The sequence below is a fragment of the Lentzea sp. NPDC054927 genome (assembly GCF_053610285.1).
This window is the reverse complement of the sequence record NZ_JBSGXZ010000053.1, coordinates 1-25,773: the sequence shown is the minus strand read 5'-3', so window position 1 is coordinate 25,773 and position 25,773 is coordinate 1. Positions and strand designations below refer to the sequence as shown.

The following is a 25,773-nucleotide window of genomic DNA, read 5'->3' as shown; positions in this document are numbered from 1 at the left end:
GAACACCCTGTGACGTCTCGCGTAAACAAGAAGAACACGGCAGGCTGTCGCGTATGACGGAAGGCAAAGCACGTATCGCGGTCACCGGTCTCGCCACCATGGGCAGCAACCTCGCGCGCAACCTCGCGCGCCACGGCTTCAAAACTGCCGTGCACAACCGGACGCCCGCGAAGATGAAGGCCCTGCTCGACGAGCACGGCCACGAGGGTGACTTCGTCGGCGCCGAGACGCTGCAGGATCTGGTCGACAGTCTGCAGACGCCGCGCCAGATCATCATCATGGTCAAGGCGGGTGGCCCGACCGACGCCGTCATCGACGAGCTGAGCGGGCTGCTGGAGCCCGGCGACATGGTCATCGACGGCGGCAACGCCCACTTCAACGACACGCGCCGCCGTGAGGCCGCGCTGAAGGAGAAGGGGCTGCTGTTCGTCGGCGCCGGCATCTCCGGCGGCGAGGAGGGCGCGCTCAACGGCCCGAGCATCATGCCGGGCGGTCCCGCGGAGTCCTACAAGCACGTCGGCCCGGTCTTCGAGGAGATCGCGGCCAAGGTGGACGGTCAGCCGTGCTGCGTGCACGTCGGGCCGGACGGCGCCGGGCACTTCGTGAAGATGGTCCACAACGGCATCGAGTACGCCGACATGCAGCTGATCGCCGAGGCGTATGACCTGCTCAGCCGCATCGGTGGCCAGACGCCGGCGGAGATCTCCGAGGTCTTCACGCAGTGGAACTCGGGCGACCTGGAGTCGTACCTGGTCGAGATCACCGCCGAGGTCCTCAAACACGTCGACGCCGACGGCACGCCGCTGGTGCAGGTCATCGAGGACGCCGCCGAGCAGAAGGGCACCGGCCGCTGGACCGTGCAGGAGGCGCTGGAGCTGGGCGTCCCGGTCACCGGCATCGCCGAGGCCGTGTTCGCGCGCAGCCTGAGCGGCCACACCGACCAGCGCAAGGCCGTGCGCGCCGCGTTCGGTGCCAGCGAGGTCGTCGCGAAGCCGGACGCCGAACTGGTCGACGACGTGCGCCAGGCGCTCTACGCGTCGAAGGTCGTCGCGTACGCGCAGGGCTTCGACATGATGCGTGAGGCGTCGAAGAACTTCGACTGGAACATCGACCTCGGCGCGATGGCGACGATCTGGCGCGGTGGCTGCATCATCCGCGCGCAGTTCCTCAACCGCATCCGCGAGGCCTACGACGCGAACGCCGACATCGCGTCTCTGTTGGTGGACAACTACTTCCGCGACGCGGTGCAGAACGCTGAGGCCGCATGGCGCAGGGTTGTGGTGCGTGCGGTGGAATCCGGCGTGCCCACGCCCGGTTTCGTGTCCGCTTTGGCGTACTACGACGGACTTCGCTCCGAGCGACTTCCTGCCGCGCTCGTCCAGGGACAGCGGGACTTTTTCGGCGCACACACGTACAGGCGCACCGACCGGCCCGGTAGCTTCCACACGTTGTGGTCGGGTGATCGATCAGAGGTGGAAGCGTGAAGTTAAAAGTTCTGGGGGCGGTCGTCGCTGTGGCGGCAGGGTTGACCCTGACGTCCAGCGGCGGCGCGGTAGCCGTCGACAACGAGGCTCTGACCCGCGATCTCGACACGATTCTGGCTGACCCGGCGCTCACCGGCGCCGACGTCGGCCTCGTGGTGAGGGACGCCAACACCGGCGACGTCGTGTACACGCGAACGAGTTCACGTCGTCAGCAGGTCGCCTCGAACATGAAGGTGCTCACGACGACGGCGGCGCTCGATCTGCTCGGCCCGGACTTCAAGTGGAAGACCGAGCTGTTGTCCTCGGGTACGCGCAACGGTGCGACGTTGCAGGGCGACCTCGTCCTGCGCGGCACCGGCGACCCGACGATGAGCAGGACGCGGTACGCGGCGCTGGCGACGGCGCTGAAGAACAGCGGTGTCACGAAGGTCAGCGGTTCGCTGGTCATCGACGACACGGCGTTCGACGCACAGCCGTACGGTTCTGGCTGGGCGTGGGACGACGAACCGTTCTCCTACAGCGCGGAGACCTCCGCGCTGACGCTGTCGCCGGACGCGAAGTTCAGCGCCGGCACGGTGATCGTGCGCGTCAAGCCGGGCGCCGCGGCGGGTGCCCCGGTCGTCGCCACGGTCGAGCCGGAGAACGACCGCGTGCTCGTGGTCAGCACGGCGACCACCGGAAACGGTGGTGTCACCGTCGAACGCGACCACGGCTCGAACATCATCAGGGTCAGCGGCTCGACGAACGTCGAGACGACGGCCCTGGCCTCGGTGAAGGATCCGGCAGGGCTGGTCACGTCCGTTTTCCGCAACGCGTTGCGGGAGAACGGGATCGAGGTCGTCGGTGACGTCCGCAAGGCGGCGGCTCCCGCCGGTGCCGCGGTGCTCGCGTCCGACCAGTCGATGCCGCTGAGCCAGCTGATCAGGCCGTTGCTCAAGGACAGCAACAACATGCTGGCCGAGGTGCTGGTGAAGTCGGCGGGCAAGTCGTTCACCAACGGCGTCAACCAGCTGAGCACCAAGTGGTCGGGGCTCGGCGTCGACCCGAACGGGGTCGAGGTCTTCGACGGCTCCGGCATGTCCCGTCTCGACCAGTTCTCGCCGGACTTCCTGGCGTCGATCCTGATCAAGGCGAAGACGAAGCCGTGGTTCGCCACCTGGCGGGACGCGCTGCCGGTCGCCGGTGTCGACGGCACGCTGGTCAACCGCATGAAGAACACCCCGGCCGCGAACAACCTGCGGGCCAAGACCGGATCGCTCAGCGGCGTTTCGGCTCTGTCCGGCTACGTGACCACGCAGGCTGGCCGGGAGCTCGTGTTCTCGTTGGTGCAGAACAACGTGTTGCTGTTCAACAGTCCGAAGAGCATCGAGGACAGGGTCGCCGTGCGCCTGGCCTCCGATGGCGGTACCCAGGCGGTGGCGCCGCAGACGCAGTCGGTGCCGCAGCAGCGCAAGGCTCCGGCGCAGGAACGCACCAAGGTTCCCGCGAAGGAACGCTTCGACGTGGAGTGCTCCTGGATCGGCACCTGCTGACGTTCTGAGCTCGAGCACTGGAGCCGCCTCGGGAAACCGGGGCGGCTCCAGTTCTTTCTAGGCAGGAGCAGGCACTGGTTCGAGGCCGTTGCGGTCCGGATCCACCAGGTACACACGGGCGTTCGAGATGTCGAAGTACATGCCCTTCAACGTCAACGTGCCCGCGGTGATCGCCTCCCGCACGCTCGGGTAGCCGAGCAGGTTGTCCAGCTGCTGCGCGACGTTCGCGACGGACAGCCGGTCGGCCACCGGCAGTTCCGCGCAACCGGGCGACGTGGGCGCGTGGAACCGGATCAGCGACGGTTCCGCGTTGCGCAGCCACGAGTGCAGGTGCGAGCCGCGGGAAGCGGATCCGTTCACCAGCGCCTTCATCGCACCGCAGTCGGAGTGTCCACAAACGACGATCGTGCTGACGTTGAGGATCTCGACCGCGTACTCGATCGCGGCGCCCACCGACCTGTCGTCCGCCGACGACATCGGGACCAGGTTGCCGATGTTGCGCACGCAGAACAGGTCGCCCGGTCCGGACGTGGTGATCAGGTTCGGCACCACGCGGGAATCGGCGCAGGTGATGAACAGCTGCTGCGGCCGCTGCCCGCGCACCGCCAGCTCGTGCAGGAACGGCCGCACCAACGGCGCCGAACGCCGTTCGAACTCGTGCATGCCCAGGATCATGGGATCGCTCTCGGCTGACGAGCGCTGGGCCGGCAGCAACACGGCTTCCGGCGTGCCCTGCCAGTGCGACCACGGCGCGAACCAGCGGGGCAGCGGACCGGGCAACGTCTTGCGCCGCCCCGGTTTGCCCTGGTTCGCCCGGTCGTACCAGGTGTCGTGCACCTCGTCGACGCGTACCCGGCCGCCGAGCCGTTCGTAGCCGTCGCGCCAGTCGTTGATCGCCTCGTACGACGCGTGGTCCAGGTAGTCGACGTGCAGTTCCAGCACCACGGTCTGGCCCAGCGGTAGCCGGCGCAGCTCGCGCACGAGCCGCCCGACGCCGAGGAACACCAAGGACCCACGCACCCACACCCGGTTGCCCTCGACGCGCACCGAACAGTGCGTCAGCCGGTACAACGCGCGCAGCAGCGCGATCGCCAAGCCCGCGACCACGCCTTCGAGCAGTCCGAACAGGACAACACCGGTCGCCGTCGCCGCGTAGACCAGGAACTCCCGGTGCTGCAACAGGTTCCGCATCCGGCTGACGGACACGAGCCGAAGACCGACGACGAGCAGCACGCCGGCCAGTGCCGACAACGGGATCAGCTCGAGAGTGGGAGCGAACGCCAGCACCGCCACCGCGATCCACACGCCCTGGAAGATGGCGGCATAGCGGGTTTTCGCACCCGCCGCGACGTTCGTGGAGCTGCGTGCCAGGCCGCCGCTGATCGGGAACCCGCCGAGCGCGCCCGCGAGCACGTTGCCGGTGCCCTGCGCGATGAGTTCCTTGTCCAGCCGGGCGCGCGGCCCGTCGTGCAGCCGGTCGGTCGCCACCGCCGACAGCAACGACTCCATGCTCGCCACCAGCGCCACCGTCACGACAGCCGCGATCACCGAACCGGCGCTGCCCTGCGGCATCTCCGGGAACACCAGCGCGTGGCTGTCCGGCAGGTCGACCCGCTGCACGTCGAGGCGCAGCACGAACGCCAGCGCCGTCGCGGCGGCCACGGCGACCAGGGGCGCGGGCACCAGCGAGGCACGCGGAACCCGTGGCCACAGCAGCAGGACCGCGATCGCCACCGCACCGGCCACCACCGCGCCGAGCGCGGGTGCGACGAGTTTTCCCGGCAGTTGTGCGAGGTTCGCGGGCACCGTCGACGCCGCCGTGCCGCCCAGCACCACCACGAGCTGCCCGACGGCGATGGAAATGCCGATGCCGGCGAGCATTCCGTGCACCACGGCCGGGGACAGCGACATCACCAGCCGGCTGATCCCGGTGAGCCCCAACGCCAGCTGCAACACGCCCGCGGCCAGCGTGATCGCCGCAGTGGCCGCCCACCCGAACTGCGCGACCAGTCCGGCCACGATCACCACGAGCCCGGTCCCCGGACCGCTGATCTGCAACGGCGCCCCGCTGATCGCGCCCACGACCACCCCGCCGACCACTGCGGAGATGATCCCCGCCATCAGCGGCGCGCCCGTGGCGTGCGCGATGCCCAGCGACAACGGGATCGAGATGAGGAACAGCACGAAGCTCGCGGGCAGGTCGTGCCTGAGGATCAGCGGTGGACCGTGCGGGGTGTGATCACCGGCGTCGGACTTCTGGAGATGGCTCACGACAGAGGGTTCCTTCCTGGAAAGCGCACTGGAACGCGGCACTGGAACGCGGCATCGCCCTGTGCGGGCAGCACAGGGCGAGGGGAGGGGGAGTGAGCTGGGGGAGAGCGCTCTAGAGGCGCTCTAAGGGCAGCATTCGGCGCGGCCGGACGGCATCGAGCGCGTCGGCGCGGTCATGCGGGGTCGGCACGGGAACACCTCCGTGTCGGCACAGGCAAGTGGGTCGAGATCAGGCCGCGTCGCCACCAATGATGGGGGCGGAATCGGCGCTGTGACAGATCTTTCAGCCAACCGTGTTGATCTTGACCCGGCACGTCACGCGAGGTAGTGACGAAGATGGGCCGGCTCCGGTCGGGGGGTGCGGAGCCGGCCCACATCGCGACAGTTCCGAAGAACTATCGAGTTTCGAAATTCAGCCTACCGAGCGCAGGTGCTTGCCGTGTGAAGTCTCCTGGCCCACCACGGTCAGGATCAGCTGCGTGGAGAGGTAGGCACGGCACGGTGCGGGCATCCGCCGGGAGAACCAGCCGCGCTTGCAGGTGGCGCACCGGCCGTGCTCGTCGGGCTGGTGCTCGTCCAGCAACGCCTTGACCACCGCGACCACCCTCGGCAGCTCAACCCTGGCGAGCACGAGGGCGGTCTGGTCGTCGCCGCGCTGGGCGAGCTCGGTGAGTGTGGCCAGGTGGGAGTGCAGCGACTTGTCCAGTTGGCTGAACACCGTGACGGCCATCAGGCTCAGAGCTCCAGTCCTACGTAAGCAGCCCATGCAGACTGGCGTGACCTCTGTGCGATCTGCAAGTTGCAGTACACGAATGGATGACGTCCCTTTGCGACGCGCTCCTTTGCTCTCAAACTGAGACCCGGACCATGAGGTGTGGATGCCCAGGAGGTGTCATGCGGGGTAGCAGCCCGACCCTGCGCAAGCGGCGGCTCGTCAGCGAGCTCCGGCGCCTGCGTGAAGCGGCCGAGCTGACGATCGAGGAGGTGGGCGAGCGCCTGGAGTGCTCGGCCTCCAAGATCAGCCGCATCGAGACCGGGCGGGTGGGGGTGAGCCCGCGCGACGTGCGGGACATGCTCACCGCCTACGGTGCGGACGCCTCCACCCTCGACGAACTGGTCCAGCTCGCCAGGGAAGCCCGTCGCAAGGCGTGGTGGGACGAGTTCGGCGACATCGTGCCCGGTCGTTACGTGGGGTACGAGGCCGACGCGGACTCGATCAGGACCTACCAGGGGCTGATGATTCCTGGCTTGCTCCAGTGCGAGGCGTACACGAGGGCGTTGATCTCCAAGGTGCTGCCGCACTCGCGCACCGCCGAGATCGACCGGCGAGTCCGGTTGCGCAAGGCCCGCCAGGCCTTGCTGAGTGAAGACGACCCGTTGCGCCTGCACGTCGTTATCGACGAGGCCGCCCTGCGCAGGCTCGTCGGCGGCATCGAGGTGATGCGCGCGCAGATGGCGCGTCTGCTCGAGGTCGGTGCGCTCCGCAACGTCACGATGCAGGTCGTGCCGTTCAGCGCCGGTGGTCATGCTGCGATGGACGGCCCGTTCGTCATCCTGAGCTTCCCTGAGCAGCTCGACCCCGATGTTGTGTACATCGAAAGCACCAGAAGCGGCGTCTACCTGGAACAACAGTCGGACGTCCATTCCTACGCCGAGATGTTCGAGCGTCTGGTGAGTTCCGCCCTGACCCCGCGGGAATCGGCAACCCTGATCACTGAGATCGCTCGCACTCTCGCGTGACGCGACCGGGAGTGAACAGACAGTGGAAAGCTTGCGTTGGCGAAAGAGCAGTCGATCGTCGGCCGGTGGGCCCGAGTGCGTGGAGATCGCGCTCGTCTCAGCCGGTGCGGCAGTGCGTGACAGCAAGAACGCGGACGGGGCGCGGTTGAAGTTCGGCGGCTCCGGCTGGGAGACCTTCCTCGCCGCCGCGAAGACCGGCTCTTTTGTCAGCTGACCGGTGACCGTGCAGAAGGCCCGGCTGGGGAGTCCCAGCCGGGCCTTCTCGCGTTAGGGGACGTGAGCCGGCCGGCGTTCCGCCGCCGCGGGCTGGATGCCCCTTGCACGCCGGCCGACCCACGTCGATCATGGGGAGCAGCGGGTGTTCCGCTGTCCGGTCCAACCTGTTCCGACTGCTCGATCTCCGGTTTCCGTTGATCTCGCCGTCTGTGGTTGGTTGGACACGCTAAGCGTAAGAATGCCTTCTACAGCACGACTGGAGCCCGACTGAAGTGATCTTCAAGCTCCAGGTGGCCACCAGGCGAAGGACAGGTCGGTGACGCACGGCGAGGAACCCCTGCGGTTCGAGGTTCTCGGCCTTCTCCGGGTCGTTCGCGCAGGTCACGAGGTTGATCTCGGTGCGGCGAAGCAGCGCGCCGTGCTCGCGGTGCTCCTGTTGGCGCGCAACACCCCGGTCAGTCGCGGGCAGATCATCGAGGCCGTCTGGGGCGACAACGTGCCCTCGAGCGCGGTGAATCTGGTCCAGACCTACGTCGCCGGATTGAGACGCACCCTCGAACCGACCCGTGCGCGGCGCGCGCCGGCCGAGCTGCTGACGTCCGTCGGCGACGGATACCTGTTGCGCGTCGAGCCCGGTGCTTTGGACCTCGACGTGTTCGAACGTCAAGTGCTGCTCGCGAACCGCATGCGCGCCGCCGGTGATCTCGCCGGAGCGGCGGTCGAGCTCGACGACGCGCTGGCGTTGTTCCGCGCCGAACCGCTGGGCGGTGTCTCGGGGCTCTTCTGCGACGTCGAGCGCGGCCGTCTCGTGGAACGCCGGCTGGCGGTGCTGGAGGAGCGGGCCGAACTCGGGCTCGCGATCGGGCAGGGCCCCGAGCTGGTCTCGCAGCTGACCTCGATGGTCGCCGAGCACCCGTTGCGCGAGCGCGGCCACGGGCTGCTGATGCGGGCGTTGGTCCAGGCTGGTCGGCAGGCGGAGGCGCTGGCCGCATACCGGGAGGCCCGCCGCGTGCTGATCGAGGAACTCGGCGTCGAACCGGGTCCCGAACTGCGTCGCGTGCACCAGGCCGTGCTGGCAGGGGACAGTCCCGAACCCGAACGCGCGCCGGTCCGCGTGCCCGCGCAGGCGTCCGCTCCCGAACCCGCCCCGGTGACGATCCCGGCGCAACTGCCGCGGGCGCCCGTCGCGTTGATCGGCAGGGATCCGGAGCTGGCGCTGATGGACGTGCTGCTGCGTGATCACGACGGTCCTGTGCTGCTGGTGACCGGTCCGGCCGGGGTCGGCAAGACCGCGCTGGCACTGCACTGGTCGCACCGGGTCCGCGAGGAGTTCCCGGACGGTCAGCTCTACGTCGACGTGCACGGCTACGACCCGAACCGGGAGCCGCTCGAGATCGGCGAGGTGCTCAACCGGTTCCTGCGCGCCCTGGGTGTCCCGGCCAGTGACTCGCCGGTCTCGGTGGACGAACGCTCGGCGTTGCTGCGGACGCTGCTGGCCGACCGCCGCATGCTGGTGATGCTCGACAACGTCCGCAGCTCCGCCGATCTGCTGCCGCTGCTGCCGGGGGCGCCGTCGTGCGTCGTGGTGACGTCCCGGCGCCGGCTGGTCGGCCTGGTCGCGCAGGTCGAGGCGAAGCTGATCGAGCTGGACATGCTCGACGCCGACGCCGCCGTCGACGTGCTGGGCCGCATCGCCGGTCGGTCGGACATCGAGGCCGACGCCCTGCGCGAGCTGGCCGAGCTGTGCGACGGCCTGCCGCTGGCGTTGCGCATCGCCGCCGCCCGTCTCGCCGTGTCCCCTCGTTTGCGCGTGGCCGAACTGGTCGAGGAACTGCAGGACGAGCACGGACGGCTGGCCGCGCTCGGTCTGGAAGACGGTGAAGGCACCGTACGGGCTGCCCTGGACGCCTCACGCCGTGCGTTGCCCGCGGTGCCGGCGCGACTGCTGGCGATCGTCGGCCTGCACCCCGGCGCCGACCTGACCCCGCACGTGGTGGCCGCGATGGGCGACGTCCCCCTGGTGGAGGCGGCGCGTGCCCTCGACGCGCTGACCGCCGCGAACCTGCTGTCCGTCAGCGAACCCGGCCGGCACGTCGCGCACGACATCGTCCGCGTCTACACGAAAACGCTTGCGGGCGAACTGTCCGAACCGGAACGCCGTGCCGCGACCGGCCGCATGCTCGACTACTACCTGCACTGCGCCGACCTGGCCGACGGCATGCTGCCGATCAACCGCGGCAGCGTCCTGGTGGCACCCGAACACCGTCCCGCCCACGTGCCAACGCTGTCCGGCGCGGCGGACGCGATGTCCTGGTTCGACGCCGAGCGCGCGAACCTGATCGCCGCCACCGAACACGCCTCGGCCTCCGGCTGGCACGTGCACGCCTGGCAGCTGCCGTACACGTTGTCGCGCTACCTCTGGCTGCGCACCGAGCGCGAAACCTCACTGCGCCTCACCGAAGCCGCGCTGCAGGCCGCCATCGCCCTGAACAACGACGACGCCCGCTTCGTCATGCAGTTCAACCTGGGCGTGGCCCTGCTGCAGTTCGAACGCTTCGACGAGGCCCTGAACGCCCAGCGCGGCGCCCTGGAAGTGGCCCGCCGCAAGGAAGACGTGCACCAGCAGGCCCGCGCCCTGACCACGATCGCCGGCACCCTGCAGGACCTCGGCCGGGCAGAGGAAGCCGAGGCCCACTACCGCGAGGCGATGGAGATCTCGCGCATCGCCGGCTCGAAGTGGGCCGAGGCCAACGCGCACCACCACCTGGGCCTGCTCTACCTGACCACCCAACGCTTCGACGACGCCATGCCGTGGCTGCGCGTCGCTCTGCGGATGTACCACGAGGTCGGCGAGCAGTGCGGCGAAGCGGCCTGCCACGTCGACATCTCCACCGCACTGCTGGAGACCGGCGACACAGACGGCGCATTGTCGGCCGCCCGCATCGCCCTGGCCGTGGCCTGCGACGCCGTGTCGCCGTACCACCAGGCACTGGCACACGACCGGCTGGCGGCGGTGTTCGAGCGGCTGGGCGCGGCGGGGGCGGCGGCGCACTGGCAGCGGGCGCTGGCGCTGTTCACCGAGCTCGGCGCGCCTGAGGCCGACGGGATCCGGGCACGGCTGGCTCGGGCGCGCGCGGTGACGGTGGGCTGATGGCGTCTGCAAGTACCACCAACTCCCCGTTGGTGGTACTTGCAGACGCCACGACAAGCCAGGGGTAAGGGGTTCGCGGCCCAGGACTGCGTGATCGCCCGATGCCTGAGGTAAGGCCTCAGGGCGAACCTCTCCACCATGACCGAATGGACCCCTGAGGCGATCAAAGCGGAAATCGACTACCGACGTGGCAACGCCGTGTGCAACTGGCAGCGGTCGAACGGCACCGGGCCGTCCTGGATCCGGCGAGTGATCCACCGCACCTCTGGGAAACCCGGCGGCACCAGGGCATGACGTGTGCAAGCATGCCCCTTGTGGCGCGCCTCGGTTCCGGAATCCCGTTGGTCGCGCGCGACCGCGAGTTGGACCGGTTGCGCGCCATGCTGGCGCAGGCCGGTGAGGGCACCGCGGGGGCGGTGTTGCTCGCCGGCGACGCTGGTGTCGGCAAGACGCGGCTGATGGACGAGTTGGCGGCCAGCGCGGAAGACACCGTCGTCCTCGTGGGACGGTGCCTGGACGCGGGCGAGACCGGGTTGCCCTACCTGCCGTTCGCCGAGGCGCTCAGCAGTGTGAAGGACACGGCGAACCGGCCCGCGCTCGCCATGTTGCTGCCGCAGCTGGCGTTGCCCGCCGAACGTGAGCCCGGCACCGAGGGCATGATCGCACCGAGCTTGATCCCGGGTCGTCGGCCCGAGCAGGACGTGGGGCAGCTCCAGCTGTTCGATGCCGTCCTCGGGCTGCTCGGTGATCTCTCCGAACGGCAGCGCGTGCTGCTGGTCGTCGAGGACCTGCACTGGGCGGACGCGTCGACGCGGTACCTGCTGTCGTTCCTGTTGTCCCGCTTGCGTTCCCAGCGCCTGATGGTCGTCTGCACCTACCGTGCCGACGACCTGCACCGCAGCCATCCGTTGCGTCCCTTGCTGTCCGAGCTGGTCCGGCTGCCGGCGGTGGAACGTCTCGACCTGAGTCCGTTCAACGCCGCCGACGCCCGCCGGTTCGTCGAGGCTCTCAGCGACGACCTGCCGGAGGACGTCGTCCAGCAGGTCGCGGAACGAAGTGAGGGCAACGCGTTCTTCGCCGAGGAACTCATCGCGGTCGCGACGTGCGACGACGCCAGGTCGTTGCCTTCCGCGCTCGCCGACGTGTTGCTCAGCCGTGTCGAAAGCCTCGGTCCCGAGGCGCAGCACGTCGTCCGCGTCGCGTCGGTCTGGGGCCGCAAGGTTCGGCACTACCGGCTGCACGAGGTCGCGGGCATGGCGGACATCGCGTTCGACACCGCGTTGCGCGAGCTGGTCCAGCACCACCTGCTCGTCGTGCACGACGACGAGGTCTACGCCTTCCGCCACGCCCTGCTCCGGGAAGCCGTCTACGGCGACCTGCTGCCCGGCGAACGGGTTCGGCTGCACGCCGCCTACGCCCGCCACCTGGCCCAGCGGCTGGACGAACGCGGCACCTCGGCGGCGCTGGCCCACCACGCATTCGAGAGCCACGACCTGCCGCAGGCTCTGAAGGCCTCGATCCAGGCGTCCAAGGAGGCCGAACGCGCCGGCGCGCCCGCCGAGTCGTTGCGGTACTTGGAGAAGGCGCTCAACCTGTGGAACGCGGTCGCTGCGGCGGACCGTCCGTCCGATGTGGACGAGTCGGTGCTGCTCCGCAGGGCCTCCTGGGTCGCCGGCACCGCCGGTCAGCCGGAACGGGCTGTCGCGTTCGCCCGCAGCGCCACCAAGGCCATCAGCGCCGAGCAGACGCCGGAGGAGGCCGCCGAGATCTGGCTGCGGCTCTCGCAGGCGTTGTCGATCCTGGACGGCAGCGAACGGGAGGGCTTCGAGGTCCTCGCGAAGGCGCTCGCCCTGGTGCAGGACCGCGAGCCGAGCCCGACCCGCGCCCGTGTGTTCGCCGGCAAGGCCTCGTCCCTTCGTCAGCAACGCGCGGACGCCGCGGCACGGGAAGCCGCCGAACTCGCGATCGCGGACGGTCAGACGGCGAACGCGCCGGGAGCGGTCGCCGACGGGCTGGGCACGCTGGCCATCCTCGATGACCACGCGAACCAGCCGGACCAGGCCAAGGCCAGCTTCGAGCGCGCCATCCAGTGCGCGCGCGAGGTCGGAGCGTTCAACAACGAGCTGAGGGCTTGGTACTACTACGGCCTCATGCACTACGACCGCGGCGAACTGGCCGAGGCCGCCCGCGTCTTCAACCTGGCGGGCGCCAGGGCCAAGGAGACCGGTCTGACGTGGAGCATGTTCGGGCTGGAGATCCGCATTCTGCAGGTGCTCGTGCACTACTACGTCGGCGACTGGGATTACGCGGCGTGGGCCAGCGAACCGCCCGGCATGTCGGTGTCGTCGACGGTGCTGGCCCGGCTGGCGTCGGCGAGCACGCATCTCACCGTCTCGCGCGGTGATCTGGCCGAGTCCGAGCGGGTCATCACGAAGCTGCGCAGCGACTGGCACCGCGACATCCAGATCGCCCTGATCAACGGTGGCACCGGCGCGGAGCTCGCGTTGTGGCGCGGTCGCCCGGAACTCGCCGTCGACCGCGTCACGGACGCGCTGGCGTGGGCGAACAAGCTCGGCGGTCCCTGGATGCTCGCGGGCATCAGGATCGGCGCGGTCGGCATCGCGGCGTACACCGAGATCGCCGCGAAGGCACGCCGCAAGCGCGACACCGAGGCCGAGAAGAACGCGGTCGAGGAGGGCCACAAGCTCGCCGAGCACGTCCGGCTGACCGCGAAGAACGGCAAGCCGCGCGCCGGTGTGCTGGGTCCGGAAGGGCGCGCCTGGCTGGCCCGCGCGCTGGCCGAGGAGTCGAGGCTGACCGGTTCCGGTGACCCGGAGCTGTGGCAGGCCGCCGTCGACGAGTTCGCCTACGGGGTCGTGTTCGAGCAGGCGCTGTGCCGGTGGCGGCTCGCGGAGGCGTTGCTCGGTGCCGAACGCCGCGAGGAGGCCGCCGAGCAGCTGCGCCTGGCCGACGAGGTGGCGACCAGGCTCAAGGCCGTCCCGCTCGCCGAGGCCATCGCGTCGTGCGCGAAGCGGGCCCGCATCACCCTCAGGGCGGACGAGCCCGTGCGGGACCAGGTCGACCTCTTCACTCCTCGCGAACGCGACGTGCTCGGGCTGGTGGCCTCCGGACGCACGAACCGCGAGGTCGGCGAGGAGCTGTACATCAGCGAGAAGACCGTTTCCGTGCACCTTTCCCGGATCATGGCCAAGCTGGGGGCGTCCCGGCGCGCGGAGGCTGTGGCCATCGCGTACGACCGAGGTCTGCTGGAATAGCGCCGGTTGTCATACCTCAGGCTGATGCTCAACGCGTCGCGGAGTTGATGTCCGCGTACTCAGCGAACTCATAGCTTCTTCCTCATCAAGGAACATCCCCTGTGAGGAAGGCAAGCGACATGTCTGCACTGGTGTCCGAGGTCGGCACCCGGACCGCCGCGGCGGCCCACAACCTGGTGAAGGTCTACGGCAAGGGTGACACCGCGGTGCGGGCGCTCGACGGCATCAACGTCGCGTTCCAGGCCGGCCGGTTCACGGCGATCATGGGCCCGTCCGGCTCCGGCAAGTCCACGCTGATGCACTGCCTCGCGGGACTGGACACGGTGGACAGCGGTGCGATCCACATCGGACAGACCGAGATCACCAAGCTCAACGACAAGGACCTGACCAAGCTGCGCCGCGACCGCGTCGGCTTCGTGTTCCAGGCCTTCAACCTGCTGCCGACGCTGACCGCCGAGCAGAACATCCTGCTGGGTCTCGAGCTCGCCGGCCGCAAGCCCGACAAGCAGTGGTTCGACACGATCGTCGACGTCCTCGGCCTGCGCGACCGCCTCACCCACCGTCCGACCGAGCTGTCCGGTGGCCAGCAGCAGCGCGTGGCGTGTGCCCGTGCGCTCGTCGCCCGTCCCGAGGTCATCTTCGCCGACGAGCCGACCGGCAACCTGGACTCCCGCAGCGGTGCCGAGGTCCTCGACTTCCTGCGCATGTCGGTCCGCAAGATGGGCCAGACCGTGATCATGGTGACGCACGACCCGGTGGCCGCGAGCTACGCGGACCGCGTGGTGCTGCTGGCCGACGGCCGCCTCGCCGGTGAGATCCACGAGCCCACCACCGAGTCCGTCGTCAACGCTCTCACGCACCTGGGGGCGTGAGGTAGATGCTGAAGACCATCCTTGCGGGCCTGCGAGCCCGCACGGCGAGGCTGGTGCTGTCCAGCATCGCCATCGCGCTCGGCGTCGCCTTCGTGACGGGAACTCTGGTTCTCGGTGACGCCGTCGAGGCCCAGACCAGGGACAACTTCGCCCGCAGCGCCCGCAACGTCGATGCCGCGGTGCACCTGGCCGAGAACAGCACGGACCGCGAGAACGGCATCCCGGTCGACTTCGTCCAGAAGATCCGCTCGACGCAGGGCGTGGCCGGCGCGGACGCCCGCGAGTTCGGCAGCGCGGCACTGCTCGGCAGCGACAACAAGGCGCGCAACGCCCTGGTCCAGCCGCTGCCCACCACGGAGAAGCTGCGGGACTTCAACCTCAAGGAAGGCAAGTTCCCGGTCAAGGCCGACGAGGCCGCGATCGACACCAAGACGGCGCAGGTCGCGAAGCTCAAGGTCGGCGACAAGCTCAAGCTCCTCGACGAGGACAACGCCGAGCACGCCTTCACCATCGTCGGCACCTACCAGCAGGGCGCGAGCAGCCTCTCGATGTCCGGCAGCGACCACGTCGTGGTCTCGCCGGAGGGTCTGCGCACGGTCATCCCGAAGCAGCGCGTCTACGAGATCGTGGCCGTCGCCAAGGACGGCGTGTCCCAGCAGCAGCTCGTGGACAACATCAAGGCCACCATCGGCACCGGCTACGAGGTGCAGACCGGTGAGGAACTGACCAAGAAAACGCTGGAGCAGGTCGGTGACGCCGCCGGCGAGATCAAGACGTTTCTGCTCGCGTTCGCCGCGATCTCGCTCGTCGTCGCGGGCATGGTCATCTACAACACCTTCACGATCCTCGTCGCCCAGCGCACGAAGGAACTCGCGCTGCTGCGCTGCGTCGGAGCGAACCGCTCGCAGGTGTTCCGCAGCGTGCTCGCCGAAGCGGTCTTCATGGGCCTCGCGGCATCGGTTCTCGGACTCCTGGGCGGACTCGGCGTGTCGGCGGGCCTGCAGGCCTTCATCGGTTCGGTCGGCGGCCCCAGCGGCGGCGAGACCGAGATCCGCCTGCCGATCTCGTGGGTGACGATCGCCGCCGGCTTCGGCGTCGGTGTGGTCGTGACCGTGCTGTCCGCCGTGCTCCCGGCCCGCCGCGCCACGAAGGTCGCCCCGGTGGCCGCCCTGCGCTCGCAGCCCGACAGCCACGACGACGTCGCCCGCACCGGCAAGGTCCGGATCGTCATCGCGACGCTGATCGCGCTGATCGGTGGCGCGGCCGTCTACTTCGGTCTGCAGCAGGAGAAGGAAGAGCCGGCGATGTTCATCACCGGCGGCGCCACGATGGTGCTGCTGCTCGCGGTGCTGCTCCTCGGCCCGCTGTACGTGCCGCTGGTGAACCGCCTGTTCGGCAAGGCACTGCGCGGAGTTCCGGCCAAGCTGGCCTCGGCCAACGCGGGCCGCAACCCGAAGCGCACCGCCGCGACCACCGCGGCGTTGATGATCGGCGTCACCATCGTCGCCATGGTGACGGTCGTGGCCGGCAGCGGCCGCCAGACCATGAACGAGAAGGTCGACGCGCAGTTCCCGGCCGACTACGAGGTCAGCTCGAACGTCTACAGCCAGCCGCTGAGCCAGAAGTTCACCGATGAACTCACCAAGGTGAAGAACGTCGAGAAGATCGCGCCGGAGCTCTCCGTGTCGACCGAGTCGTCGCAGCTCCAGTACGCCTACGTGACCGGCTACCCGTCGGACGCGATCGGCTCGCTGGTCCGCGCCGACACGACCACCGGTCCGTTGGCCCCTCTCAAGGACAACGAGATCGCGATGCGCGAGAAGGACGCGAAGGAAGCGGGCCTCTCGATCGGTTCGTCGCTGAAGCTCGGCGACAAGGACTTCAAGGTCGTCGCGCTGGTCAAGGCCAACAACTACGGCACCGGCATCGTGACGCTGCCGGCGGCCCAGGGGCTGCTGAAGGAGGCCCCCAAGGGCTACCAGAAGCTGCTGGTCAAGCTCGCGCCGGGCACTGACATCACGGCCGCCCGCGCCGACCTGGAACGCGCCATCGCCACGTCGCCGGTCGCGGTGCTGAACTCCGCGGCGGAGACCAAGGCCGAGCTGAACTCGCAGATCGACCAGATCCTGCTGTTCATCTGGGCGCTCGTCGGCCTGGCGCTGATCATCGCCCTGTTCGGCATCGCGAACACGCTGACGCTGTCGGTGCTGGAACGGACCCGCGAGTCGGCCCTGCTGCGGGCACTCGGCCTCACCCGAGGTCAGCTGCGGCAGATGCTGGTGGTCGAGTCGATCCTGATGGCGCTGATCGGCGCGGTCGTGGGTGTCGCGCTCGGCGCCGGGTTCGGATGGCTGCTGGTCGAGGCGATCTCCAACTCGGAGTTCCAGATCAGCTTCTCCATCCCGTTCGGACAGATCGGCATCATGCTCGGGCTGGCGGTGATCGCGGCGATCATCGCGGCCGCTCTGCCTGCTCGCCGCGCGGCCAAGAACTCCGTGGTCGCGGGGATGGCCGAGGCATAGAACGCCCCGCCTGGCTCCGGTGCGTCGGGGACCGAACCAGGCGGGTTCGGGAGTGCGGAACAGGGGCCGCACGACCGGGGGATCGGTGGAGGTCCGGTGCTGTCGGGGCACCGGGCCTCCGCTGTGTTCGCCGTGTGCGTCCGTTCGGCCTACCGAACCGGCCCGTTACCCGCCCGTTCGACCCCTCAACCGGGGTTCGCGAAAAAACTTCGAGAGCACGCGTCACTTTCGGCCAGAAAACCCCTCTACCTGGGGTGAGGGACGACCGGAGCGAGGGCCCGGTCGTCCCTCCTCGTCGTTTTCGAGGGTCCGCGACCGGCTCAGCCGAGACACGCTCATTTTCCGGCACAGGTTTTTGTTGCCTGCCTCCACAAAGTTACGGAACGATGTCGACCGCTTGACACCCGCGCCTCTCCAGTTGAGTGTGAGAGCGCTCTCATCACAGTTAAGCGCCGCTCACGGCGTCGTCGAGGAGGACGGATGAGCACAAGGCTGGTCGGCAGCATCGCTGCGACCCTCGTGATGGTTCTGGCCGCGGGATGCGGCGGGAGTTCCGAGGCCGACGGCAAAGTAGAGCTGTCGCTTGGCCTGTTCTCCGACTTCGGTTACGACAAGCTGATCGAGGAGTACCAGGCCTCGCACTCGAACATCAAGATCGAGCAGCGTAAGGTCAAGATGGAGCAGCACAACACGCAGCTCGCGACTCAGCTCGCGGGTGGGCGTGGGGCGGCGGACATCGTCGCGCTCGAGGAGGGCGTGGTCTCGCAGTTCCGCGCTTCCAAGGACAAGTTCGTGAACCTCGCCGAGTACGGGGCGAAGGACCTCAAGGACCAGTGGGCCGGGTGGAAGTGGAACCAGGGCACGGCTGACGGCGGTGAGTTCGTGCTGGGGCTGGGCACGGACATGGGCAGCCTCGGGCTCTGCTACCGCCGCGACCTGTTCGAGGCGGCCGGGCTGCCGACGGACCGCGAGGCCGTCGCGAAGCTGTGGCCGACCTGGGCCGACTACTCGAAGGTCGCGGACCAGTTCACGGCCAAGACGCCGAACGTGAAGTTCGTCGACACCGGTCGCAACGTCTACAAGGCCATCCTCGACCAGACCGAGGAGGGCTACTTCGCGAAGGACGACTCGTACATCGCGGAGAAGAACGACAAGGTCAAGACGGCGTTCGACACGGCGGCGGCGCTCGGCACCAAGCAGCAGACCGGTGCCCTCGAGCCGTTCAGCCAGGACTGGAACGTCGCCCTGAAGCAGGGTTCGTTCGCCACCACCACCTGCCCGGCATGGGCACTCGCGCTGATCAAGGCGGGTGCCGGCGACGCGGCGGCCGGGAAGTGGGACGTGACGACGGCGCCCGGCGGCGGCGGCAACTGGGGTGGCTCGTTCCTCGCCATCCCGAAGCAGGGCAAGCACCCGAAGGAAGCCTACGAGCTGGCCAAGTGGCTGACGGACCCCGCGCAGCAGAAGCGCATCTTCAAGGAGACCGGCAACCTGCCCAGCCAGCCGAAGGTCTACCAGGACGCCGAGGTGCAGGCCACGGTCAACGAGTACTTCAACAAGGCTCCGGTGGGCAAGATCTTCGCGACCTCGGCGGAGTCGCTGAAGCCGACCTACCGCGGCACGAAGGACTCGAAGGTCGGACCGGTGTTCGCCACCGCGCTGACCCGCGTCGAGCAGGGCAAGCAGCCCGCCGCTGACGCGTGGACGCAGGCGTTGAAGGAAGCGACGGACGCCGCCAAGTGACGGCCCTTCGTACAGAGACCGAGGCGGCTCCGGCCGCCTCGGTTCCTTCTTCTCCGGAACCGAAGCGCCTCAGGCTGAACAGGTGGGACGCCAAGTACACGCCGTACCTGATCATCGCGCCGTTCTTCCTGGTGTTCGGGATCTTCGGGCTCTACCCGCTGGTCTACACGGCGTGGGTATCGCTGCACGACTGGCAGCTGATCGACGGCAACCAGGGATTCGTCGGTCTCGCCAACTACGTCGAGCTGTTCAGCGACAGCAAGTTCTGGAACGCGCTGTTCAACACGATCAGCCTGTTCATCCTCTCCACGGTCCCGCAGCTGCTGGCCGCGCTCGGCCTCGCCTCGCTGCTCGACCGGGGGCTGCGCGGGCGGGCGTTCTGGCGCGCGGGTGTGCTGCTGCCCAACGTCATCTCGGTCGCCGCGGTGGCACTGGTGTTCGCGCAGTTCTTCGGCCGTGACTTCGGCATCGTGAACTTCCTGCTGGGCTTCGTGGGCATCGACCCGATCGACTGGCGTGCCGAGACGTGGGCATCGCACCTCGCGGTGTCCACAATGGTCATGTGGCGCTGGACCGGTTACAACGCGCTGCTTTACTTGGCTGCGATGCAGTCGGTGCCCAAGGACATGTACGAGTCGGCCACTTTGGACGGTGCGTCGCGCTGGCGGATGTTCTGGTCGATCACCGTGCCGTCGATCCGGCCGACGATCCTGTTCACCGTCGTCACCTCGACGATCGGCGGTCTGCAGCTGTTCGCGGAACCGGCGCTGTTCGACCCGGGGTTCGCCGCCAACAACTCCACCGGTGGGTCCGACCGGCAGTTCCAGACGCTGGTGCTCTACATGTACGAGAAGGGCTTCCGCCTGTTCGACGCCGGGTACGCGGCCACCGTCGCGTGGATGCTGTTCCTGGTCGTCCTGGTGGTCGCGGTCATCAACTTCTCGCTGACGCGGCGCATCGCGGGCAAGGGGTGATCGCATGAAGAACGCCAAGGCAGGCCCTCTGCTTTACGGGTTCCTGGTCGCCGTGCTGGTGGCCTCGGTCTTCCCGCTGTACTACTCGTTCATCGTGGCGTCGAAGGACAACTCGGTTCTCGGCGAGAAGGTGCCACCGCTGATCCCCGGCGGGAACCTGGTCGAGAACATCACCCGCGTCTTCGACACCGTGGACTTCTGGCTCGCGATGCAGAACTCGTTCATCGTGGCCTCGACCGTGGCGATCTCGAACGTCGTGCTGGGCACGCTCGCGGGTTTCGCGTTCGCGCGGCTGCGGTTCAAGGGGCGCGACTCGCTGTTCCTGGTCGTGCTCGGCACCGCGATGGTGCCGACGCAGCTCGGCGTGATCCCGCTGTACATGCTGATGTCCGACCTCGACTGGTACGGCACGCTGCAGGCGGTCATCGTGCCGGTGCTGATCGGGTCGTTCGCGGTGTTCTGGATGCGCCAGGCGTGTGAGGAAACGGTGCCGCACGAGCTGATCGAGGCTGCCCGCGTCGACGGCTGCTCGGTGTTGCGGACGTTCTGGCACGTCGGTTTCCCCGCGGTGCGGTCGCAGGCGGCGGTGCTCGGCATGTTCACGTTCATGACGGCGTGGAACGACTTCTTCTGGCCGTTGATCGTGCTCGACCCCAACGACAGCCCGACGGTCCAGGTGGCCCTGTCGACGCTGGCCAGCGGGTACTACACCGACTACTCGTTGATGCTCGCCGGCGCCTCCATCGCGGTGCTGCCGGTGATCGCGATCTTCGTCCTGCTGTCCCGTCAGATCGTCGGCGGCATCATGCAGGGCGCGGTGAAGGGATGAGAATGAGGACCGACTCGGACGTGGAGGTCGCACAGGAGGTGCTGACCTTCCCGCCGGACTTCCTGTGGGGAGCGGCGACCGCGGCGTTCCAGATCGAAGGTGCGACCACTGCAGACGGTCGTGGCGCCTCGATCTGGGACACGTTCGCCGCGACGCCGGGCAAGGTGCTGGCCGGCGACACGGGTGACCCGGCCTGCGACCACTACCACCGGTACTCCTCCGATGTGGACCTGATGGAGTCGCTCGGGCTGGCCTCGTACCGGTTCTCCGTCGCGTGGCCCCGGATCCAGCCCAGTGGCAGCGGACCGGTGGAGGAGCGCGGTCTCGCGTTCTACGACCGGCTGGTGGACTCGTTGCTGGAGAAGAACATCCAGCCGCTGGTCACGCTGTACCACTGGGACCTGCCGCAGGTGCTGGAGGACTTCGGTGGCTGGCGCAACCGCGACACCGCTTACCGCTTCGCCGACTATGCCGCCCTCGTGCATGAACGGCTCGGCGACCGGGTGGAGGCCTGGACCACGCTGAACGAGCCGTGGGTGTCGGCGTTCCTGGGCTACGGCAACGGAATCCACGCGCCGGGCATCACCGACGCGGTGGCGTCCCTGGAAGCCGCGCACCACCTGCTGCTGGCCCACGGGCTCGCCACGCAGGCGTTGCGCGCGCAGGCACCGGAGTCGCACCGGCTGTCGATCGTGCTGAACTTCAGCACGGTCTGGGGAGACGACGCGGAGGCCGTTCGCAAGGTCGACGGGCTGCAGAACCGCATCCTGCTCGACCCGGTCTGCGGCCGCGGCTACCCGCTCGACGTCCTGCAGGACACGACGTGGCTGGGTGACTGGACGAACGTGGTCCGCGACGGTGACATGGAGACCATCGCGACCCCGATCGACTGGATCGGCGTGAACTACTACAACCCCACCCGCGTCGCGCCCGCCGACCCCGACTTCGTGCCGGCCGGACCGCACGCGGGCCTGCGCGGTGTGGCGTTGCAGCCGCCGCAGGGCGAGCTGACCGGGTTCGGGTGGGAGCAGAACGCCGACGCGTTCACCGAGCTGCTGGTGCGGTTGTCGCGCGACGCCGGCGGGGTGCCGCTGGTGGTCACGGAGAACGGGTCCGCGTTCCCCGACGTCGTGGACGAGATGGGCCGCGTGGTCGACGTCGAGCGGACGAAGTACCTGGTGGACCACGTGCGTGCGGTGCACCGGGCGATCTCGGAGGGCGCCGACATCCGGGGTTACCTGGCGTGGTCGCTGCTCGACAACTTCGAGTGGGCGGCCGGGTACTCGCAGCGGTTCGGGATCGTGCACGTCGACTTCGAGACGCAGCGGCGCACGATCAAGGAAAGCGCGGTCACGTTGTCCCGGATCATCGGGCAGAACGGGCTTCCCGCGCACGGCTACACCGTTTAGCCGCAGAGACGGGCCGAGGGGGCCTTGGCGCTCTCACCTGCGGATACTTCTGTCCACAGGTGAGAGCGCTCTCTTCTTTCCGGACTGGTCAGCGGCGCCGCAGCACGCGCGGGTCGGCGTGCAGGTTGTCGGCGAGCCTGATGGTGATGAACTCGTTGTTGTCCGGCTTGCCAGGGGTGCGGCCCGACGACGACGGGAAGTTGTTGTCGTTGAGCACCGCGATCGTGCGGTCGTCGAGGATCGTGACGTCCTCGATCGTGGTGAACGGGAACCGGAACGGGTCCGCCTGGCCACCGACGTGCTTGGGGTTCGCCAGGTTCAGCAGGTCGGCGACGAGCGTCTTGTCGAGCTTGCCGTCTTTGTCCCGGTCGCGCTTGTCGGCCAGGTAGACGCGCTTGACCAGCGCGTCGGCGCCCTGTGCGCCGTCCCGTTCGATGATCAGCAGGCGGTTGCTGTCGACCGCGATCGCGTCGCCGATGGCGAAGTTCGGGTTCTCCAGCTGGTAGAACCACTTCTTGCCGGTGAACGAGTTGGACGCGATGTCGAACTCGTTGAGGCGCAGCGTTCCCGGGGTGTCACCGGCGACCGTGCCCTCCAGCTGCGCGTTGATCGTCTTGCCGTCGGGGGACAGCGTGATGCCCTCGAAGCCCTTGCTGCCACCGATGTTCGGGTTGCCGGCGGGGTTCTCGGGAGCGCGCACGCCCGGCAGCGGGACCGGCGCGGCGAGGAGACGTCCCGCGCGGTCGAAGTGCAGCAGGTACGGGCCGAACTCGTCACCCATCCAGTAGCTGCCGTCCGAGCCCCTGGTGAACGACTCGACGTCGAGGTCGGCGCCGGTCAGCACGCGGTCGGCGCGGGTGAGCGGGGTCTTGATGTGGCCGTTGGGGTCGGTCAGCGTGATGCCGCCGAGCACGTCCACGTTGCCCGACTTGAAGTCCGGCGCGATGCGGTGGATGCGCAGGTTGAAGTCCGCGCTGTTGGCCTTGGTGCCGTAACCGTTGTCGGACAGCACGTCGTAGGTGCCGTCGCTGTTGCGCAGGACACCGCTGAAGCCCTGGACGGGCTGGTCGGCGAACGGCGGGGTGACACCGTTGACAGGGGCGGTGCCGAGGGCCGATCCGCTCGGCTCGCTTCCCGGGACGTAGGTCTCGGCGGGCAGCGAGGCGAAATTGGTCAGCGAGGCCTGCTTGGGAGCGCCGTGACGGGTCGCTTCCGGCGCGGCGGCGGTCGGCGTGGCCAGCGCGGTGACGGTGAGCAGGGTGAGGCCTGCGGCCAGTGTTCTCCTCATGCCGCGACCCTATGTCGATCGTTTTACCCGTGGTTCGCGTCGCGGCAACAAGTTCCATGAACTCTTGACGTCATGACCACGACCTGGCGCATGCGCATCGAACTCAGCGACAGCCCCGGCGCGCTCGCCCGCGTCACCGTCAGGCTCGCCGCGGCCGACTGCAACGTCCTCGCGCTGCACGTGATCCCCGTCCCAGGCGGAGTGCTCGACGAGATCGTCGTGCGGGCGGGCGAGGGCGTGCTCCCCGCGGACCTCGTCGAGGCCGTGCGCAGCGAGGGCGGCAAGTGCGTGGGGATCACCGGCGCCGACATGAAGGAGCTGCTGGACGAACCGACGGCGGTGTTGCGTGCCGCCAAGATGGCGTTGTCTGATCCGGACCAGACCGCGGAGGCACTGCGTCAGGTGCTGGCCGCCGACTCGGTGACCTACGGCGAGGCGGCTGACGGCCAGGTCCAGTTGGGAGACATGGTGGCCCGGCGCGGCTGGGCCGGGTTCACCCAGGTCGAACTCGCCCGCGCGCACGCGTTGCTCGACCTCCTGGCCGCGCCGGCACCCGCAGTGCGAGGAATGCTCAGCGATGACGGCGTGGCCCTGGTTCTGCGCCCCGGCACCAACGCGGACGAGGACGCGGTCGGCGACCTGCACACCCGTTGTTCCATGAGGACGTTGTTCAACCGGTACCACTCCGGCATGCGCACCGTGCCCCGCCGCTGGCTGCACCGGCTGCTCAACCCGCCGCGCGGCACCACGATCCTCGCCCAGTGCGCGGACCAGGCGGTGGCGCTGGGCCAGCTCATCCACACCGGAACACCGGACTGCGCCGAGGTCTCGCTGTTGGTGGAGGACGCCTGGCAACGCCGGGGCGTGGGCGCGGCCCTGCTCGGCGCACTGGCCTCGGACGCCCGCGCCGCCGGGTACACCGAGCTCGTGGCGTGGTGCCTGCCGTCGGAAAGCGCTCTGGTGCGGACGGCCGCGAGGGCGGGCCTGGAGACCACGACACGCCGGGAGGACGGCCTGCTCCGCGTCTCAATCGCACCCCGCGGCCGCGCTCTGAAGACGCCTGTTGCAAAGGTCAGGGCTGAAAAAACAGGATGAACAGCGGGGAAACCCTCCTCGGAGATCGCTTGCAGCTAAGCTGACCAGCGACTCAAAGGTTTTCATCGAGGAGTGGTGGTGCTCGTGTCCAACCACGCGCGTCCGACGTTGGAGGACGTGGCCGCGAGGGCTGGGGTCAGCCGCGCCACGGCGTCACGAGTGCTGAACGCGTCGCCGCGCGTCAGCCCCGAGGCACTGGAGGCCGTGAACGCCGCCGTGTCGGCCCTGGGCTACCAGCCGAACCGCGCCGCACGCGCCCTCGTGACCCGCCGAACCGGCGCCGTGGCGGTGCTGTTCTCGGAGCCCGAGCCCAAGATCTTCGACGACCCGCACTTCGCCCGCCTGATCCGCGCAGGCGCCCGCGCGCTGGCCGACGTCGACGTGCAGATGGTCCTGATGCTGGTGCACTCACTGGACGACCAGGTGCGCGCGCACCGCTTCTTGGCTGGCGGCCACGTCGACGGTGCCCTGGTGTTCGCGCCGCACCGCAACGACGAACTCGTGTCGATCGTGAAGAAGCTGCCGCTGCCGGTCGTCTACGCCGGCAAGCCGTGGGGGTCGCTGCGGGGGATGCACCTCGTGGACAACGACAACGAGGGCGGCGCTGTCCTCGCCACCGAGCATTTGAAGTCGCTCGGGCGCAAGAAGATCGTGCACGTTTCCGGGCCGTTGGACGAGTTGTCCGCCATTGACCGGTTGAACGGGTTCAAGACCGCTTTGTCGTTGGACGACAAGGGGGCGGCGAAACTTGTTGAAGACGGTGGGTTCACTCGCGAGGGTGGGCGCAAGGCGATGTCGGTGTTGTTGTCTCGGATGCCTTCGTTGGATGCGGTGTTCGTGGCGTCCGACTTGATGGCGGCCGGGGCGCTGGAGTCGTTGCACGAGGCTGGGCGGCGGGTGCCGGAGGATGTTGCTGTGGTCGGGTTTGACGACCATGTGGCCATTGCTGAGCACACTTCGCCGCCGTTGACTTCGGTGCGGCAGGACTCTGATGAGCAGGTCAAGCACATGGTTGAGCATCTGATGAAGCTGCTTCGGGATGAGACGGTCAAGAGGAAGCAGCAGATGTTGCCGACTGTGTTGGTGCGGCGCGAGTCTGCTTGAGGCGCCTGGTCCGTAGGTGGTCGGGTTGGCACCGAGGGTTCCTGTTTAGGGATTTCGGGGCTCCGCCCCGGACCCCGCCAATCTGATCAAAGACCTGCCCACGCCACACGCGGGTTGATGGCACGCCAGTTGCGTTGGGCGGCGGCGCGTTGCGTAGGTGGTCCGGTTCGGGTGGGTGGTCCCGTCACAAGCCGTACCAGGAGCTGGCCACACGAGGTCAGGGGTGTCAACTCGACGAAAAGCGTGTCGAGTTGACACCCCTGACCTC

At 68.6% G+C, this 25,773-nt stretch carries 18 protein-coding genes; 15 read left to right on the top strand and 3 right to left on the bottom strand.

From position 1 onward, the window contains the following. Positions 1-53 precede the first annotated feature (53 nt). Both gndA and dacB read left to right on the top strand, forming a co-directional pair. Positions 54-1,484, top strand: coding sequence for an NADP-dependent phosphogluconate dehydrogenase (gene gndA, locus ACWGE0_RS40690; RefSeq protein WP_452266219.1), 1,431 nt, complete (start codon positions 54-56; stop codon positions 1,482-1,484). After that, positions 1,481-3,016, top strand: coding sequence for a D-alanyl-D-alanine carboxypeptidase/D-alanyl-D-alanine endopeptidase (gene dacB / locus ACWGE0_RS40685; RefSeq protein ID WP_452266218.1), 1,536 nt, complete (start codon positions 1,481-1,483; stop codon positions 3,014-3,016). Before gndA ends, dacB begins: the two co-directional genes overlap by 4 nt. 57 nt (positions 3,017-3,073) lie before the next feature. On the opposite strand, the gene ACWGE0_RS40680 is transcribed toward dacB, so the two are convergent. Both ACWGE0_RS40680 and ACWGE0_RS40675 read right to left on the bottom strand, forming a co-directional pair. Beyond that, a complete protein-coding gene (locus tag ACWGE0_RS40680) occupies positions 3,074-5,287 on the bottom strand; it encodes a SulP family inorganic anion transporter (protein ID WP_452266217.1) in 2,214 nt (737 codons plus the stop codon). Between the two features lie 412 nt (positions 5,288-5,699). After that, entirely contained in the window at positions 5,700-6,017 is a 318-nt protein-coding gene (locus tag ACWGE0_RS40675) for a hypothetical protein (RefSeq protein WP_452266216.1), read from the bottom strand. Between the two features lie 164 nt (positions 6,018-6,181). Here ACWGE0_RS40675 and ACWGE0_RS40670 point away from each other — a divergent pair, with 164 nt between their 5' ends. From ACWGE0_RS40670 to ACWGE0_RS40620, 11 genes are all read left to right on the top strand, one after another. Further along, positions 6,182-7,027, top strand: a complete 846-nt coding sequence (locus tag ACWGE0_RS40670; protein WP_452266215.1) for a helix-turn-helix domain-containing protein — start codon at positions 6,182-6,184, stop codon at positions 7,025-7,027. A gap of 22 nt (positions 7,028-7,049) precedes the next feature. Then, the gene (locus tag ACWGE0_RS40665) at positions 7,050-7,241 is read left to right on the top strand and encodes a DUF397 domain-containing protein (RefSeq protein ID WP_452266214.1); all 192 of its coding nucleotides are present in this window, start codon (positions 7,050-7,052) and stop codon (positions 7,239-7,241) included. 318 nt (positions 7,242-7,559) lie between these two features. Then, positions 7,560-10,394, top strand: a complete 2,835-nt coding sequence (locus tag ACWGE0_RS40660) for an AfsR/SARP family transcriptional regulator (RefSeq protein WP_452266213.1) — start codon at positions 7,560-7,562, stop codon at positions 10,392-10,394. 138 nt (positions 10,395-10,532) lie between these two features. After that, positions 10,533-10,688, top strand: a complete 156-nt coding sequence (locus tag ACWGE0_RS40655) for a hypothetical protein (protein WP_452266212.1) — start codon at positions 10,533-10,535, stop codon at positions 10,686-10,688. 11 nt (positions 10,689-10,699) lie between these two features. After that, positions 10,700-13,669, top strand: coding sequence for a helix-turn-helix transcriptional regulator (locus ACWGE0_RS40650; protein ID WP_452266211.1), 2,970 nt, complete (start codon positions 10,700-10,702; stop codon positions 13,667-13,669). Between the two features lie 119 nt (positions 13,670-13,788). Further along, positions 13,789-14,541: an ABC transporter ATP-binding protein gene (locus ACWGE0_RS40645; protein WP_452266210.1), complete on the top strand. Its 753-nt coding sequence runs from the start codon at positions 13,789-13,791 to the stop codon at positions 14,539-14,541. Positions 14,542-14,546: 5 nt separating this feature from the next. Next, on the top strand, positions 14,547-17,063 hold the full coding sequence (locus tag ACWGE0_RS40640) for an ABC transporter permease (protein ID WP_452266209.1): 2,517 nt from the start codon (positions 14,547-14,549) through the stop codon (positions 17,061-17,063). Positions 17,064-17,543: 480 nt separating this feature from the next. Further along, complete coding sequence (locus ACWGE0_RS40635) at positions 17,544-18,806, top strand: ABC transporter substrate-binding protein (RefSeq protein ID WP_452266208.1); 1,263 nt, start codon at positions 17,544-17,546, stop codon at positions 18,804-18,806. Between the two features lie 74 nt (positions 18,807-18,880). Further along, positions 18,881-19,780 (top strand): carbohydrate ABC transporter permease, encoded by a 900-nt coding sequence (locus ACWGE0_RS40630; RefSeq protein ID WP_452266243.1) that lies wholly within the window; start codon positions 18,881-18,883, stop codon positions 19,778-19,780. A 4-nt stretch (positions 19,781-19,784) separates the two neighbouring features. Next, positions 19,785-20,609 carry a carbohydrate ABC transporter permease gene (locus tag ACWGE0_RS40625; protein ID WP_452266207.1) on the top strand — a complete coding sequence of 275 codons (825 nt, stop codon included), beginning with the start codon at positions 19,785-19,787 and terminating at the stop codon, positions 20,607-20,609. 2 nt (positions 20,610-20,611) lie between these two features. Then, entirely contained in the window at positions 20,612-22,018 is a 1,407-nt protein-coding gene (locus ACWGE0_RS40620) for a GH1 family beta-glucosidase (RefSeq protein ID WP_452266206.1), read from the top strand. 88 nt (positions 22,019-22,106) lie between these two features. On the opposite strand, the gene ACWGE0_RS40615 is transcribed toward ACWGE0_RS40620, so the two are convergent. Further along, entirely contained in the window at positions 22,107-23,306 is a 1,200-nt protein-coding gene (locus ACWGE0_RS40615) for an esterase-like activity of phytase family protein (protein WP_452266205.1), read from the bottom strand. 72 nt (positions 23,307-23,378) lie between these two features. Between ACWGE0_RS40615 and ACWGE0_RS40610 the strand changes: the two genes are divergently transcribed. Further along, positions 23,379-24,401, top strand: a complete 1,023-nt coding sequence (locus ACWGE0_RS40610; RefSeq protein WP_452266204.1) for a GNAT family N-acetyltransferase — start codon at positions 23,379-23,381, stop codon at positions 24,399-24,401. 78 nt (positions 24,402-24,479) lie between these two features. Beyond that, entirely contained in the window at positions 24,480-25,505 is a 1,026-nt protein-coding gene (locus tag ACWGE0_RS40605) for a LacI family DNA-binding transcriptional regulator (RefSeq protein ID WP_452266203.1), read from the top strand. Positions 25,506-25,773 lie beyond the last annotated feature (268 nt).

Excerpts from the sequence above, each read along its gene's own strand:
- ACWGE0_RS40675 (WP_452266216.1), bottom strand. The coding sequence starts at position 6,017 with ATGGCCGTCACGGTGTTCAGCCAACTGGACAAGTCGCTGCACTCCCAC.
- gndA (WP_452266219.1), top strand. The coding sequence starts at position 54 with ATGACGGAAGGCAAAGCACGTATCGCGGTCACCGGTCTCGCCACCATG.
- ACWGE0_RS40640 (WP_452266209.1), top strand. The coding sequence starts at position 14,547 with ATGCTGAAGACCATCCTTGCGGGCCTGCGAGCCCGCACGGCGAGGCTG.
- ACWGE0_RS40615 (WP_452266205.1), bottom strand. The coding sequence starts at position 23,306 with ATGAGGAGAACACTGGCCGCAGGCCTCACCCTGCTCACCGTCACCGCG.
- ACWGE0_RS40620 (WP_452266206.1), top strand. The coding sequence starts at position 20,612 with ATGAGGACCGACTCGGACGTGGAGGTCGCACAGGAGGTGCTGACCTTC.
- ACWGE0_RS40645 (WP_452266210.1), top strand. The coding sequence starts at position 13,789 with ATGTCTGCACTGGTGTCCGAGGTCGGCACCCGGACCGCCGCGGCGGCC.
- ACWGE0_RS40635 (WP_452266208.1), top strand. The coding sequence starts at position 17,544 with ATGAGCACAAGGCTGGTCGGCAGCATCGCTGCGACCCTCGTGATGGTT.
- ACWGE0_RS40655 (WP_452266212.1), top strand. The coding sequence starts at position 10,533 with ATGACCGAATGGACCCCTGAGGCGATCAAAGCGGAAATCGACTACCGA.
- ACWGE0_RS40670 (WP_452266215.1), top strand. The coding sequence starts at position 6,182 with ATGCGGGGTAGCAGCCCGACCCTGCGCAAGCGGCGGCTCGTCAGCGAG.
- ACWGE0_RS40610 (WP_452266204.1), top strand. The coding sequence starts at position 23,379 with ATGACCACGACCTGGCGCATGCGCATCGAACTCAGCGACAGCCCCGGC.
- ACWGE0_RS40625 (WP_452266207.1), top strand. The coding sequence starts at position 19,785 with ATGAAGAACGCCAAGGCAGGCCCTCTGCTTTACGGGTTCCTGGTCGCC.
- ACWGE0_RS40650 (WP_452266211.1), top strand. The coding sequence starts at position 10,700 with ATGCCCCTTGTGGCGCGCCTCGGTTCCGGAATCCCGTTGGTCGCGCGC.